The organism is Pseudomonas sp. 44 R 15 (assembly GCF_900004965.1).
In the GTDB taxonomy this organism is placed as follows: Bacteria; Pseudomonadota; Gammaproteobacteria; order Pseudomonadales; family Pseudomonadaceae; genus Aquipseudomonas; species Aquipseudomonas orientalis_A.
In genome coordinates this window covers 59,141-72,921 of the sequence record NZ_CVTU01000023.1, presented here as the reverse complement: position 1 = coordinate 72,921, position 13,781 = coordinate 59,141, and the positions used below count along the sequence as shown (strand labels likewise).

General features: G+C 61.1%; 12 protein-coding genes. 6 read left to right on the top strand and 6 right to left on the bottom strand.

The features are described from left to right. Positions 1-233 precede the first annotated feature (233 nt). Genes BFP93_RS02055 through BFP93_RS02045 form a run of 3 tightly spaced genes read left to right on the top strand, consistent with a single transcriptional unit; the run spans position 234 to position 3,799 of the window. Positions 234-893: a paraquat-inducible protein A gene (locus BFP93_RS02055; protein WP_065888082.1), complete on the top strand. Its 660-nt coding sequence runs from the start codon at positions 234-236 to the stop codon at positions 891-893. Next, entirely contained in the window at positions 880-1,503 is a 624-nt protein-coding gene (locus BFP93_RS02050) for a paraquat-inducible protein A (RefSeq protein ID WP_065891761.1), read from the top strand. Before BFP93_RS02055 ends, BFP93_RS02050 begins: the two co-directional genes overlap by 14 nt. Beyond that, entirely contained in the window at positions 1,496-3,799 is a 2,304-nt protein-coding gene (locus tag BFP93_RS02045; RefSeq protein ID WP_065891763.1) for a PqiB family protein, read from the top strand. The genes BFP93_RS02050 and BFP93_RS02045 overlap by 8 nt, the downstream gene beginning before the upstream one ends. A gap of 176 nt (positions 3,800-3,975) precedes the next feature. Here the strand turns inward: BFP93_RS02045 and mksF are convergent, their stop codons facing one another. The 3 genes from mksF to mksB are packed head-to-tail and all read right to left on the bottom strand — an operon-like array spanning position 3,976 to position 8,787. Further along, on the bottom strand, positions 3,976-6,816 hold the full coding sequence (gene mksF / locus BFP93_RS02040) for an Mks condensin complex protein MksF (RefSeq protein WP_065891760.1): 2,841 nt from the start codon (positions 6,814-6,816) through the stop codon (positions 3,976-3,978). Further along, the gene (mksE, locus tag BFP93_RS02035) at positions 6,813-7,520 is read right to left on the bottom strand and encodes an Mks condensin complex protein MksE (protein ID WP_065891759.1); all 708 of its coding nucleotides are present in this window, start codon (positions 7,518-7,520) and stop codon (positions 6,813-6,815) included. Before mksE ends, mksF begins: the two co-directional genes overlap by 4 nt. Further along, entirely contained in the window at positions 7,510-8,787 is a 1,278-nt protein-coding gene (gene mksB / locus BFP93_RS02030) for an Mks condensin complex protein MksB (RefSeq protein WP_065891758.1), read from the bottom strand. Before mksB ends, mksE begins: the two co-directional genes overlap by 11 nt. A gap of 187 nt (positions 8,788-8,974) precedes the next feature. Between mksB and BFP93_RS02025 the strand changes: the two genes are divergently transcribed. Beyond that, on the top strand, positions 8,975-9,718 hold the full coding sequence (locus BFP93_RS02025) for an energy transducer TonB (protein ID WP_065891757.1): 744 nt from the start codon (positions 8,975-8,977) through the stop codon (positions 9,716-9,718). Next, the gene (gene rimI / locus BFP93_RS02020; RefSeq protein ID WP_003188286.1) at positions 9,711-10,163 is read left to right on the top strand and encodes a ribosomal protein S18-alanine N-acetyltransferase; all 453 of its coding nucleotides are present in this window, start codon (positions 9,711-9,713) and stop codon (positions 10,161-10,163) included. The genes BFP93_RS02025 and rimI overlap by 8 nt, the downstream gene beginning before the upstream one ends. A 546-nt stretch (positions 10,164-10,709) precedes the next feature. Here the strand turns inward: rimI and BFP93_RS02015 are convergent. Beyond that, positions 10,710-11,114, bottom strand: coding sequence for a serine kinase/phosphatase (locus BFP93_RS02015; protein ID WP_065891756.1), 405 nt, complete (start codon positions 11,112-11,114; stop codon positions 10,710-10,712). Between the two features lie 138 nt (positions 11,115-11,252). On the opposite strand from BFP93_RS02015, the gene can reads away from it, so the two are divergent. Then, positions 11,253-11,897 (top strand): carbonate dehydratase, encoded by a 645-nt coding sequence (gene can, locus BFP93_RS02010; RefSeq protein WP_003188288.1) that lies wholly within the window; start codon positions 11,253-11,255, stop codon positions 11,895-11,897. Here can and BFP93_RS02005 read toward each other — a convergent pair. Both BFP93_RS02005 and BFP93_RS02000 read right to left on the bottom strand, forming a co-directional pair. Further along, positions 11,894-12,418 carry an SET domain-containing protein-lysine N-methyltransferase gene (locus BFP93_RS02005; RefSeq protein ID WP_065891755.1) on the bottom strand — a complete coding sequence of 175 codons (525 nt, stop codon included), beginning with the start codon at positions 12,416-12,418 and terminating at the stop codon, positions 11,894-11,896. The genes can and BFP93_RS02005 overlap by 4 nt on opposite strands. A gap of 141 nt (positions 12,419-12,559) precedes the next feature. Beyond that, a complete protein-coding gene (locus BFP93_RS02000) occupies positions 12,560-13,729 on the bottom strand; it encodes a hypothetical protein (RefSeq protein ID WP_065891754.1) in 1,170 nt (389 codons plus the stop codon). Positions 13,730-13,781: the final 52 nt, after the last annotated feature.

Here is a 13,781-nt window from a genome sequence, read left to right as displayed (position 1 = left end):
CCCATCCCGAACTCAGCAGTGAAACGATGCATCGCCGATGGTAGTGTGGGGTTTCCCCATGTGAGAGTAGGTCATCGTCAAGATTAAATTCCAGGACCCCTGTTTGCTAACGCAAACAGGGGTTTTGTTTTTGGCGCTCGAAAAGCATTCCTCGCCGACAAATTTGCACAGTTATTTCTGAACCAGACCACTAGAATAGGTACCTAACCTTTTTTAGAGCCAGAGCCCTATTTATGCCCGATCCGGTTGATGCCCTCCAGGTGTCGGACTTACCGCTGGATGACTTGGTGGCATGCCATGAGTGCGACCTGCTGATGCGCAAGCCCGTGCTCGCCCTCGGTGAAAAAGCTCAATGCCCACGTTGTGGCTACGAGCTATACGCGCACCGTCACAATGTCGTTGAGCGAAGCCTTGCCCTGGTGCTGGCAGCACTGTTGCTGTACATACCTGCGAACTTTTTACCCATCATGCAGCTCAATCTACTCGGGCAGTCCTCGGAGGACACCGTGTGGACCGGCGTGGTCGGCCTGTTCAACACCGGTATGCAAGGGGTTGCCATCGTGGTTTTCCTTTGCAGCATGGGTATTCCCTTGCTCAAATTGCTGTGCCAGTTGGCCGTGTTGCTCAGCATCCGCTGGAACATCGGTCGCAGTTATGGACTGTTGTTCTATCGCATCTACCACCATATGAAAGACTGGGGGATGTTGGAGGTCTACTTGATGGGCGTCCTGGTGGCGCTTGTGAAGCTTGCGGACATGGCCTCCATTACGCTCGGCCTGGGTCTGGCGTGCTTTGTCAGTCTTTTAATGGTCCAGGTCCTGCTCGAGGTGGTGATGTCACCCCACCAGATCTGGCAGGCGTTGTCGGGAGAGGATGACCATGCGGGCGATTGATGCAGGCATTCTGGTTTGTACGGAATGCCATGAGTTGAACAAGCAGGAAGCGGACGCCGATGAGCAACTCTGCAGCCGTTGCGGTGCGCTGATCCACGCACGTCGCCCCAATAGCCTCACACGTACCTGGGCATTGCTGATCACGGCCGCGATCCTGTATATCCCCGCCAACCTGCTGCCCATCATGACCGTCAACTCCCTCGGCCAGGGCGATCCCAGCACCATCATGTCCGGCGTGATCCAACTGGTACAGCACGGCATGTTCCCCATTGCCGCCGTGGTGTTCATCGCCAGTATCCTGGTGCCCACGTTCAAGCTGGTGGGCATCGGCCTGCTGCTGTTTTCGGTGCAGCGCCGTCAGCCGCTGTCCGCGCAACAACGCATTATCATGTACCGCTTTATCGAATTCATCGGTCGCTGGTCCATGCTGGATATCTTCGTGATCGCCATCCTGGTGGCGGTCGTAAACTTTGGGCGACTTGCCAGTGTCGAGGCCAATCTCGGCGCTGCAGCGTTCGCCAGTGTGGTGATCTTGACGATGCTTGCCGCAGTAACCTTCGATCCCCGACTGATTTGGGATAACACGGAGTCGGATGACGACCATGAGTGATTTGCCTAAAGCTAAAACCCGCCCTGCATCCAATTGGTCGGCCATCTGGGTGCTGCCGCTGATTGCCCTGATCATTGGTGGCTGGCTGGGTTGGCGTGCCTACTCCCAGCAAGGTCTCGAGATCCAGGTCCGCTTTGAAAGCGGCGAAGGCATTCAAGTCAACAAGACCGAGGTGGTCTACAAAGGCATGACGGTGGGTAAGGTCAAAGCCTTGGCGCTGGATGACGAAGGCAACAATCGCGGGGTGATTGCCACCATCGAGATGAACAAGGACGTCGAGCAATACCTCAGGACCAATACTCGCTTCTGGCTGGTCAAGCCCAGCGTCAGCCTCGCCGGTATCACTGGTTTGGAAACCCTCGTGTCGGGTAACTACATCGCCGCAAGCCCAGGGGATGGTGAGCCGACCCGCAAGTTCAAGGCGCTCTCCGAGGAGCCGCCGTTATCCGATGCCAAGCCAGGTCTGCACCTGACGCTCAAGGCTGATCGCCTGGGTTCGCTGAACCGGGGCAGCCCGGTGTTCTACAAGCAGATCCAGGTGGGACAGGTCAAAAGCTACTTGTTGTCCGAGGACCACAGTACCGTCGAGATCAAGGTCTATATCGAACCGACCTATGCCAACCTGGTGCGCAAACACACGCGTTTCTGGAACGCCAGCGGCATCAGCATCGACGCCAATCTGTCGGGTGTGAAGGTTCGCAGCGAATCGCTTTCCAGCATCGTTGCCGGCGGTATCGCCTTTGCCACGCCGGAAAATCGCAAGGACAGCCCGCCAACCGACCCGAGCCTGCCGTTCCGCTTGTACGAGGATTTCGACGCCGCCGCCGCGGGCATCAAGGTCAAGGTCAAGCTCACCGATTTCGAAGGCCTGCAGGCTGGACGTACGCCCGTGATGTACAAGGGTATCGAGGTCGGCAGCCTGAAAACCCTGAAGATCGACCCGGACCTGTCCAGTGCCAGCGCTGAATTGACCCTCGATCCCCTGGCCGAAGACTATCTGGTGCAGGACACGCAATTCTGGGTGGTCAAACCGTCCATCTCCCTGGCCGGCATCACCGGCCTGGAGGCCTTGGTCAAAGGCAACTACATCGCCATCCGCCCCGGTGACAAGGGCACCGCGCCACAACGTGAATACGTGGCTCGCGCCAAGGCGCCACCGTTGGACCTGCGCTCGCCGGGCCTGCACATGGTGCTGCTCACCGACAACCTGGGCTCGCTGGATGTCGGCAGCCCGATTCTGTACAAGCAGGTCAAGGTCGGTTCGGTACAGAGCTACCAGTTCTCACGCAAGAAAAAGCAATTGGTGATCGGTGTTCACATCGAGAAAGAGTATGAAAGCCTGGTCAACGGTTCGACCCGTTTCTGGAATGCCAGCGGTGTCACCCTCACCGGCGGGCTGACCAGCGGTATTCAGGTGAAAAGTGAATCCCTGGCCAGCCTGATGGCCGGTGGTATTGCTTTTGAAACGCCGGAACCGAATGTGCCGCTGAAAAGGCACATCCCGCGTTTCCGCCTGTTTGCCGATCGCGACGCTGCCAATCGGCACGGCACGCTGGTCACCATCAAGGTTGATCGCGCCGACGGCTTGAGCCCTGGCACGCCCGTACGCTTCAAAGGCCTGGACGTGGGCAAGATCGAAAGTGTGGACCTGAGTGCCGATATGCAATCGGTGCTGCTCAGCGCGCGTATCACTCAAGTGGCCGACCGCATTGCACGGGTGGGCAGTCAGTTCTGGGTGGTCAAACCTGAATTGGGCCTGATGAAGACGGCGAACCTGCAGACCCTGGTCACCGGGCAGTACATCGAAGTGCAACCGGCGGCGAAAAACGCCGGCCCGCAGAAGAGTTTTGTCGCCCTTGCGCAACCGCCTGAGGCCGCACATCAGGAGGCTGGCCTGAAACTGACGCTCAGCGCCGCGCGCCGTGGTTCGCTCAAGGAAGGCGTGCCCGTCACCTACCGTGAAGTCACCGTGGGCAAAGTCACCGGCTATGAGTTGGGGCAGACCGCCGACCGTGTCCTGGTGCATATCCTCATCGAGCCCAAGTACGCACCCTTGGTCCGCAGTGGCAGCCGCTTCTGGAACACCAGCGGCTTCGGGCTCGACTTCGGCTTGTTCAAGGGCGCGACGGTGCGTACCGAGTCCCTGGAGACGCTGGTTGCCGGCGGTATTGCCTTTGCCACCCCTGATGGCGAACGCATGGGCAACCCGGCGCGGCCGCAGCAGACCTTTGCGCTGTTCGACAAGTTCGAGGATGAGTGGCTGACCTGGGCGCCCAAGATTCCACTGGGTAAGTAGATCGAGGCGCGGCCATCGGGGGCAAGCCCCCTCCCACACTTTGAATGTATTCACACATCAGAATGTGGGAGGGGGCTTGCCCCCGATGAGGCCCTCAAATCCAACACAAAACCCCAGCCCAAAAAAAAGGCCGCGATCCAAAAGATCGCGGCCTTTTTGCCTTTCAACGCTACACGTCAGACTTCATCCAACTCCGGCTCATCGGCCTGCACGTTAATCGTCGCCTTCACCGCATCATGTCGACGAATATATTTCCAGTCCGCCTCATCAATGTAGATCCCGTTCGGCCCGCTGCCGCCTTCCAGGTCGATCGCCACCTGGGCGGACACCTGCGGCTTCACACTGGCCAGGATCGGCACGAAACCCAGCTGCAGGCTGGTTTCCAGCAGCGCGGCCTGGTTCTTCTCATCGATATCCGCTGCCTCATCGAGGTAGTACGGCAAGCGCACACGCCCGGCTTGTTCGCGGTCCATCAAGTGCAGCAACAAGTACATGTTGGTCAGTGCCTTGATGGTCATGGTGGTGCCGTTGGACGCGGCGCCATCGATATCGGTATGAATCACCGGCTGGCCGTTGACCTTGGTGATCTCGAACGCCAGTTCGAACAAATCCTTGAGGCCCAACTGGTTATGGTTGGCTGCGACGAGGCGGGCCAGGTATTCCTTGGCTTCTTCGTTCTTGTTGTCCTGCTCGGCACTCTGGCTGAGGTCGAACACCGACAACGTCTCGCCTTCTTCATACTGACCGGCGCTGTGGATGATCTGGTCGATGTGCTTGAGAGCTTCCTTGTTCGGCGCCAGCACGATGCGAAAGCTCTGCAGGTTGGAGACCTGGCGCTTGTTGATCTCGCGGTTGAACAACGCCAGCTGGTGTTCCAGGCTGTCGTAGTCGCTGCGGATATTGCGCAAGGTCCGGGCGATATCCGTGACCGCTGCGCGGCGTGCCTTGCCCAGTGTCAAGGCCTCGTCGGTACGGTGGGCATAGGCGTTGATCAGCAACTGCAGACGACGCTCCATGTCATCCTCGCTGTCGAACTTGGCCACGCCCTTGAGGCGCACCTGCGCATACAGTGCTTCGATCTGGCCATCGGCGCGCAGCAGACCTTGCCAGCTGTCCTGATAGTCGTTGAGCAGCGGCAGCAGGTTGTCCATGGAGTCGTCGACCGGGTCCATGAACGGCGTGCCGAAGGGCAGGTCCGCCGGCAACAGCTGGCGACGGCGCAACGCGTCATCCAGCGTACGTTGCTTGGCTTCCATATCACCGATCTGGCGACCGACCAGTTGCAGCTTGGCCGACAACTGCTGGACGCGTTCGGTGAACGCATCACTGGAGCGCTTCAGTTCGTCCTGGGCCGCTTCCATCTGCGCCAGGTGTTCCAGCTTCTCGCCTTCTTCCGCACTCAGGGTTTGCGCACGGCGGAAATCCTCCAGCGCCTTCTGCGCGTCGAGCACCTGCTGGTACAGCGCTTCGGTCTGGGTCTTGCTCGCGGCGCGGTCGGAGGCTACGGCTTGCTGAGTCTTGAGTTGCTTGAGCTCTTTTTCCAGACGCTCTTTCTGATCGCGCAGTGCCGCGCGATCGGCCAGCGCCTGCAACGCCGGTGGTTCAATGTGCGAGATGTCGATGGACAGCCCGGGCACCTCGAAACGCTCGCCCTTGAAGCCATCGAGGATCTGCTCCAGGGATTTGACCCACTGGCCGTCCTCGTCCAGCGTGATGCCGTGCTCGCCCAGCGGCAGGCTGAACAACGAGCTGTTGAACAGGCGCATCAGGCGCTCGACGTCCTGCTGCGAAAATTCTTCGCGCAGCTTGGCGTAGCTGTTGTTGTCCGCGTGGTCCAGCTGCTGCTTGACCGACTTCAAGCGTTTTTCCAGGTCGCGCAGGCGCTCGTCCAAGTCCTCGGCGCTGAATTGCCGGGACTGCGCCAGGGCGCCCGCCAACTCGTCGTGAGCATCCTTGGCCGCGAGCAGCTGCTGCTCCAGCACCCTCACATCATCGACCAGCGCAAAGCGATGCTTGAGCACCGACAGCTCGCCCAACCAACGCTGGATACCACTGATCTCACGCTCCAGGCGCATCAGCTCCTGGGTGCCGCCGCGCTGGTCGTGCTGCAGCGCATCCTGCTCGTTGCGATAGTGCTCGGCCTGGATCGTCAGCTCTTCCTTGCGCGCACTGGCGTAGTCCGACCAGGTGCCCAGCAGCGAATCCAGCAACGGCGACAGACGATGCAATTTGCCGCGCAAAATATCGCGCTGTTTCACGCCATTGGCGAGCGCTTCGACCAACGGCCCGGCGGCCACCAGCGAGTGGTAGTCCTGCTCCATGCGCCGCACATCGCGGAAGGCTTCTTCGCACGCGGCGATGTAATCGACGCTGCCGGAACGCAAGCTGTGTTCGAACGCATCGAGGAACAATTGCTTGAGCTTGGCCGCGGTGATTTCGCGCATGTGCAGCAGGTTGATAAACAGCGCGCGGAACGTTTTCAGGCTTTGTTCGCTGGTGGAACGCAGCGGAATCAGCGTCAGGTCCAGCGGAATCGACGTATGGCCGCCTACCAGCAAGCGACGCAGTTCATCGGGTTTGAGTTCATAGGCTTTCAGGCCTTCGCGCTCAAGGTTGGTGAACAGTTCTTTCTGGCGCAGGCAGGTGTCGTTTTTCTGATAGTGGGCCAGGTCCAGCTTGCCGGCGTAGGCGAAGAACTGGTGGCCGAAGCCACCGCCCGGACCGCGCCCGACCACGCCAATCACGTGCGGGCCGTGGGGCAGTGAGACTTCTACCAGGATGTAGCTGGTGTCGGTGGCAAAGTAGAAGCGCCGCGATTGCTCCAGGGTGTACTTGCCGAAGCTCATGTCCGACATGCGCGCCAGGATCGGGAACTGCAAGGCGTTGATCGACGCGGATTTACCCAGGTTGTTCGCGCCATACACCGACAGCGGCTCTTCCAGCGGGAACAAGCCCAGGCTGTAGCCGGCGGTGTTCATCAGGGCGAAGCGGCGTATGCCGTAGCGTTCCTTACTCATGCGTCGGTCTCCTGTTCTTCGGCAATGGCGCGGGCGAGGGCGTCTTCTTCGCTTTCCTCAGCGAAGTCGCTCAGGTCCAGCGGGTCGTCGGTCTCCAGCAGTTTTTCATCGCTGTCTGCGTCGATGATCACCGGCACCGGCAACGGCAACACGCTGTGCACGCTGGCGGCGAGATCGCGGTCCTGCTGCACCGACAGGCACACATCGAGGAATCGATGCATCGGTGGCAGGAAGCGATAGATGCCATTGTCTTCGCCGGCAAAGCCCAGCTGAGTCATGCGCCGCATGATTTTTTCTTCGAGTTCTTCCTGGGTCTGTACTTCGGCCTGGATAAACAGGTCGCGGTACTTTTCCAGCAACGACGGCAGCTCGTCGCGGCCCAGGCTGCCGCCATCGAGCACGGCGACCGGGTCGCGGCCCTGGTCGGCCAGGTGCTCGACGAGGATGAAGGTGAACAGGGCCAGACGCTGCGCAGTCTTGTTCACCTGCGCGCTGGCGATGGCCGAATCCGGCACGAAATAATAGAAGCCACGGGTATCGCAGACCAGCTCGAAACCCAGGGCCTTGAACAGCGTGCGGTACTGGTCCTGGAAGTTCGACAGCTGCGCGTACAGCTCCGGGTCACGACGGCTGACGTGGTAACCCTTGAACAGCTCGCGAAAGATCGGTGCCAGCTGGGACAGTTCGGATAGATCAAGATGCATAAGGCGTGCTCGCAGAATTCTCGGTGGCGTCAACGCCGGCCGGGAGCAGGGCGAAGGAGCGCAGGCTGACCTGGTGCTCGTGTGTGTGATAGTCGCGGCGCTCCAGGCGTTCGCGCTTGAAGCGTTTTTCCCGCGAGAGCCGCGAGAACCAGTACAGCAACTCGTCGGTGGCACCGTCCGGTTCCTGCTCCAGCAGCCAGGTCATCAGGTCCGGCATCGGCAATGCGTCTTCGCAGCGTTCGAGCATTTCCTTGACCGTTCGCGGCGCGCGCTGGGCGTCGCCCTTGTGGGTTTTGTGCGCCTTGGGGAAGCGCGCCGGTTTCGGCTCGAAATTGGCCAGGGCATACACATAGGCTTCCACCTGGCTCGCGCTACCCAGGAAGGTGCTTTGCGGGCGGGTGAACAGCGGCATGGCGGCCTGCGGCACCGCGTCCAGGCCTTTGCGGCGGATCGCCGACAGGGCCAGCGCCGCGCCGCGGGTCACAGCATTGTGTCGGCGGGCCTCTTCGCGTAGCGGCAACAGCAGCTCGCGCGCATGGCGCAAGGTCAACTGGGCGCTGGTCTGCATCTCGAGGATGCGAGCATGGGTGCGCAGCAGCATGTCGTCGTCCACCAACTGGCCCAGGCGCTGCTGCTCGGTGAGCATGCGCAGCAGCACATTCTCGACCTTGCGCACGCCTTGTTCGAACGCGCCGTCGGCGTTCACCAGCTGGATCATCGGTTCGACGTATTCGTCCCAGGTGGCCAGCACCTCGGCGTAGCGCTGGCGCAACGGGATCTGGCGGTCGCTGGTCTTGGCGCGGTCGGCCACGGCCGCGAGGGCCTGTTCGTCGTTGGCGAGTTTTTTCAGCACATCGCGCACGCGCATATCCAGCAGGCGCAGTTGGCGGGCCAGGTCGTGGCCATCGCGGATGTCGAAGGCGTCCTGGATATAACCGGCCAGGCGCTCGAGGTGGCGCAGGTAGGCTTCGATTTCCAGGCACAGGCCAAGCCGGTGCTCCTTGCGCAGATAAGCCAGGAAGTCGTGGATCTGCGCGTTGAGCTCGAAACGGTTCGGGCTCTTGGCGACAGGCACCAGGATATCCAGGCGAATCCACACGTCCAGCAGGCTGGTGATGTCCTGGGGCGTGCTGTCCAGTTGTTGGGCGGCCAGTTGCGCGCGCAGTTCGCTCAGGCTCAGGGTGCCTTGGTCGAAGTGTTCGCACAGTGGCTCAAGTAAGGCCCAGTGTTCGGCGAGGGCGCGCAGGACGCGCTTGGGTTCGATCATGGGAATGGCCGGCTGGTTGGCGATTAAAAGTCGCGATTGTACTGCATCGGGCGCGGGATTTATCCACAGCCGGTCAGTGTGCAGTGGGCGATTGTTGCCGAACAGCGGTAGAATCCCCGCTCTTTAGTTATCCACAAGTGGCCGAGCTGTGCTTATCGAGTCCCGACGTCGCGCTTACTTGAGCGCCATGCAGGTGGTCAACTGGCTGCCCCGCACCGAACTGCCGTTTGCCGCGCCCTCGCGGCCCGAGTTGTTGCAGGTGCCTGAGCCCTATGAGGCGTTCGAGCCTTCAGGCGAGGAAGCCGCCGCGCCGGTTGCGGTGGTCAAGCCTGTGCCCGAAACGCGGCCGACGGTGGAGCGCGCGAAAATCGAGGTGCCGCGCCCATCACCTGTGGTCAAGGCGGTGGTTGCCGAGGAGGCTGCCCCGGTGGTCAAGGCCCCGGTGGTGCCGCCGCCACGCTTTGCCCTGCAACTGCTGCGCGCGGGCCGTTGCCTGCTGCTGGTGGAATTGCCCACCGGCGAACGTTTCCAGTCGCGCGACCCCGCCTACCTGCTGCTCAAGGATATGCTGCGCGCCGCCGGCCTGCCCGACAGCCCGCAAATTGTCGGCGACCCGGTGCGCTGGCCGCTGTTGGTGCGCGGCACCATGGACCAGGGCCCGGAAGCCGCGCGGGATTTTGTACAGAGTTTTGTCTCGGCACGCCTGGAAGACGAACCTTGCGTATGCCTGTGGCTGATCGGCCTGCCCGCCGTGCGCTTTGCCGGTCAAGCCAATGCCGAAGCGTGGTACCGCGAACTGCAGGTCGAGGGCCTGGGTTCGGTCTGGGCGCTGCCGGGCCTGGAATTATTAATGGAAGAGCCACAGCGTAAGGCTGATGTCTGGCAAGCTATGCGCCGGCTGATGGCGCGCTGGAAAACAACCGATGAGTGAGGCTTTATCCTTTCGCCCGATGACCGAGGCCGACCTCGACGCCGTGCTGAAGATCGAATACGCAGCGTTCAGCCACCCCTGGACCCGTGGCATCTTTCTCGACGGCCTGGGCAAATACCAGATCTGGCTGATGTTCGAAGGCGAGCAGCAAGTGGGGCATGGCGTGGTACAGATCATCCTCGATGAGGCGCACCTGTTGAATATCACCGTCAAGCCGGAGAACCAGGGCCGAGGGTTGGGGTTGGCGTTGCTGGAACATCTGATGTCCCGCGCCTACGCGGCCAACGCGCGCGAATGCTTCCTGGAAGTGCGTGACAGCAATACCGGCGCGTTTCGCCTGTATGAGCGCTATGGCTTCAATGAAATCGGTCGTCGCCGGGATTACTACCCTGCCGTGGGCGGCCGCGAAGACGCGGTCGTCATGGCCTGCACGTTAGTCGACTGAACACCGAAATCCATGTGGGAGGGGGCTTGCCCCCGATGGCGGTGTATCAGTGACAAATAAGCGCCTGACACACCGCTATCGGGGGCAAGCCCCCTCCCACATGTTGAACTGCGTTGTGTCAGCGCTTGCCGTTGAGCGGGCCAGATGGGGCGCCGGCGGGATTATTACCCGGCCGCGAAGACGCGGTCGTCATGGTCTGTACGTTAGTCGACTGAACACCAAAATCCATGTGGGAGGGGGCTTGCCCCCGATGGCGGTGTATCAGTGACAGATAAGCGCCTGACACACCGCTATCGGGGGCAAGCCCCCTCCCACATTTGACCGCGTTGTCTCAGCGCTTGCCGTTGAGCGGGCCAGATGGGGCGCCGGCGGGATTATTACCCGGCTGTGAATATGCGGTCGTCATGGTCTGCACGTTAGTCGACTGAACACCGAAATCCATGTGGGAGGGGGCTTGCCCCCGATGGCGGTGTATCAGTGACAAATAAGCGCCTGACGCACCGCTATCGGGGGCAAGCCCCCTCCCACATGTTGAACTGCGCCGTGTCAGCGCTTGCCGTCGAGCGGGTCCAGGTTGGCCAATTCGGCCTCGTCCAGGCCATTTCCGCCGCCGATATCTTCTTCACCCACAACGCTCAGATCGTAGTCAGCCGCGCTGTCTTCACCGGCTTCCCGCGCATCCCGCGCGCCATCTTCATGGATCAGGGTTTCCGGGCTCATATCGTCATCGGTCGACTCATGATCATCCGTCGACGCACCGGTCATGCCGGCTTCACGCACCCGCTCGTCGGGCATCAGGTGCTCGCGCTCGTCACGGGGGATTTCATCGCCGATCTGGGCCGTCTGGTCTTCTTCATCAAAATCGAGCTCGCGCATCGAACCCATGCGGTCTTCGTTATCGTCAATCGGTTCGGGCTGCGCAGCGTCGTAGGGACGTCGTGATTCAGTCATGGCCAATCCTCATACTGTGGGGCTTATAGTGAGTGGACAGGCTGTGTGCCCCAAAGATTCAAGCTAATTTGCGCCACGCGTGACCCGGACGAGGGCTTGTCAGTCACAAAACTGCGCATCATTCCTGAGGCTTCCCTGATGAACGAACTACAAGACCTGCTAGATAACAACGAACGCTGGGCGGATGCGATCAAACAGGAAGATCCCGAATTCTTCGCCAAGCTCGCCCGCCAGCAAACCCCGGAATACCTGTGGATCGGTTGCTCCGATGCGCGTGTACCGGCCAATGAAATCGTCGGCATGTTGCCCGGTGACCTGTTCGTGCACCGCAACGTGGCCAACGTGGTGCTGCACACTGACCTCAACTGCCTGTCGGTGATCCAGTACGCCGTCGATGTGCTCAAGGTCAAACACATCCTCGTCACCGGCCACTATGGCTGTGGCGGCGTGCGTGCCTCGATGCAGGACCGCCAGTTCGGCCTGATCGACGGCTGGCTGCGCACCATTCGTGATCTCTACTACGAAAATCGCGACGTGCTGGCCCAGTTGCCCACCGAAGAAGAGCGCGTAGACCGCATGTGCGAGCTGAACGTGATTCAGCAGGTGGCGAACGTCGGCCATACCAGCATTGTGCAGAACGCTTGGCATCGCGGGCAGAGCCTGTCGATTCATGGCTGCATCTACGGCATCAAGGATGGCCGCTGGAAGAGCTTGAACACCACCATCAGTGGCTTCGAGCAGCTGCCGCCGCAGTACCGTCTGCGGCCGCTGGGCGAAGCCTAAGACCGTTGATGCTCGCGCCACCAGGCGATGTAGGCCTGGCCTTCGGCGTTCAACGGCTCCTTGCTGCCGGTGATCCAGCCCCGGCAGTCCGGCTCGCCGCAATGGCAGCCGAACTGCCGGAACAGCGCGTCTTCGGTTGCGGCGTAATCAACCGTCAACGCGGTACCGACGGGGACGGGCTGTGCAGTCCACAGTTCCAGGTAAGTGGTGTCCAGGAACACGTTTGGGCTGCACGAGTGCTGCAGCAGGCCGCAGAACCAGGCGTCGTACAAGTGAATGCGTGGCGATAGCTGCAGCGTATGCCGGCGTCGTTCGCTGACGGCATACCCGCAAATCCTGGCGATGCGCACGCCTTTGCCGAAGGCGACGCGGGCCTTGATGACGGCGGGCGTCCCCTGAGTGCCTTGCACGAGCTGGAAGTGTTCGCTCGAGGCGTAACCCTCGTCGACACCCAGCGTCTTGAACGGGTAAAGGCTGTCATACACAGCCGCTTCAGCCTTATCCCTGGCGCGAGTTTTCATCTCCCTCCTCCTAGGGCTGCATGGAACTGCGGGCGTTAACTGACGGCCAATCTCTTGCAGTAAACGGGTGCCGCCCAAGACTCGCCCAAGTCGCCGCCGATTTCTACTGTCAAATCTGACAGTAGAAATCGTTGCCACGGCTTACAGCGCGGGTGGCGCGAGAGAGGGGAGCGGCGCGGGATTGCGCAGCTGTTTCAACTGTTCCTTGAGGGTGGGCGTGGCGCATTTGGCGTTGGCCTGCTCCGCCGTCAGGTTGCGCACCGAGGTGTAGAACAACTCGCAGGTCTGCTCTTTACGCGTGACCTGCCAGGTATTCATGCATGCCTTGAGCAACACATTCGCGTCGCTGGCCGGTTTCTGGCCCATGCCGGCTTGCCAGCAGGCCGCGCTGAGGTCCTGGCCCATCACTTTCAGGCCGGCCTCATCGGCCTTTTGCTCATTGCCGTCATAGGTGTCCGGGCTGGCGGCGTACCAGATATAACTTGGGTGGTTGGCACCGAGCACCGAAACCGGCTTGCCCGGTTCCGGGCTGATCTGCGCCAGCCCCAGCACCGCCACGGTTTGCCCGTATTGTTGCTTGATCCAACTGCGTACCGGCGCGCCGAAGGCCACCATTGGCAACGCACCGTCCGGGCGCAGGCTCAACTCCTTGACCATGCGCGTCTGGTAGTCGGTGAAATAGCTGTAGACCGCTTCCAGGTCTTTACCGGCATTGGACGGGGCGGCGATGGGCGCGATATCGATAATGGTCTGATAGGCCGGGGTGTCGCCGGCAGCAATGCCGTTGCTGGTGAGCAAGGTTGCCCAGCGGTCGGTGGTGGCCGATTCCAGATAGTCCTGGGCCTGGGTCAGCGAGTAGTCCGGCGGGAAGTGCAGCAGCTCGATGCTTTTGCGGTTTTCCAAGGCCATGCCCAACGGCAGGAACAGGTACCAGTTGTAGGCCCACTTGCCGTCGCTGTTGAGCCGGCTGGCGCCGTGGTACGCCAGGTCAGCCGTATCGAGCAAGGTGGTCAGGGGCTTGCCGTAGCCGTCCGGCACGCCGCTGAAGGTTGCTGCGACCTGGCCGTCATGGACCTTGACGCTGACCTTCGCCCGGCTGTAGCCGTCACGTTGCAGGCTCTGGTTCAAATAATGCTCGGCGGTCTGCTCCAGCGTCCAGGGCCGAAAGCAGATCACGTTGCAGTTATTGGGAAACGCAAATAATCGAGTGACACGTTGCGTGTTGCCCAACGGTACTTCGATGTCGGCCTGTACGACCGCACTGGCCAACAGTGCGGCCAGGGTCAAGGCCAGTCTGGTCGATTTGAACATGGTTGGTTCCTTGTCAGCGAAAGCCCGTCTGCGCGGGATGAAAGCCCACCTT

What these genes read in the sequence shown, in the direction of transcription:
- BFP93_RS02055 (WP_065888082.1), top strand. Translation starts at nt 234, where the DNA reads ATGCCCGATCCGGTTGATGCCCTCCAGGTGTCGGACTTACCGCTGGAT.
- BFP93_RS02050 (WP_065891761.1), top strand. Translation starts at nt 880, where the DNA reads ATGCGGGCGATTGATGCAGGCATTCTGGTTTGTACGGAATGCCATGAG.
- BFP93_RS02045 (WP_065891763.1), top strand. Translation starts at nt 1,496, where the DNA reads ATGAGTGATTTGCCTAAAGCTAAAACCCGCCCTGCATCCAATTGGTCG.
- mksF (WP_065891760.1), bottom strand. Translation starts at nt 6,816, where the DNA reads ATGAGTAAGGAACGCTACGGCATACGCCGCTTCGCCCTGATGAACACC.
- mksE (WP_065891759.1), bottom strand. Translation starts at nt 7,520, where the DNA reads ATGCATCTTGATCTATCCGAACTGTCCCAGCTGGCACCGATCTTTCGC.
- mksB (WP_065891758.1), bottom strand. Translation starts at nt 8,787, where the DNA reads ATGATCGAACCCAAGCGCGTCCTGCGCGCCCTCGCCGAACACTGGGCC.
- BFP93_RS02025 (WP_065891757.1), top strand. Translation starts at nt 8,975, where the DNA reads ATGCAGGTGGTCAACTGGCTGCCCCGCACCGAACTGCCGTTTGCCGCG.
- rimI (WP_003188286.1), top strand. Translation starts at nt 9,711, where the DNA reads ATGAGTGAGGCTTTATCCTTTCGCCCGATGACCGAGGCCGACCTCGAC.
- BFP93_RS02015 (WP_065891756.1), bottom strand. Translation starts at nt 11,114, where the DNA reads ATGACTGAATCACGACGTCCCTACGACGCTGCGCAGCCCGAACCGATT.
- can (WP_003188288.1), top strand. Translation starts at nt 11,253, where the DNA reads ATGAACGAACTACAAGACCTGCTAGATAACAACGAACGCTGGGCGGAT.
- BFP93_RS02005 (WP_065891755.1), bottom strand. Translation starts at nt 12,418, where the DNA reads ATGAAAACTCGCGCCAGGGATAAGGCTGAAGCGGCTGTGTATGACAGC.
- BFP93_RS02000 (WP_065891754.1), bottom strand. Translation starts at nt 13,729, where the DNA reads ATGTTCAAATCGACCAGACTGGCCTTGACCCTGGCCGCACTGTTGGCC.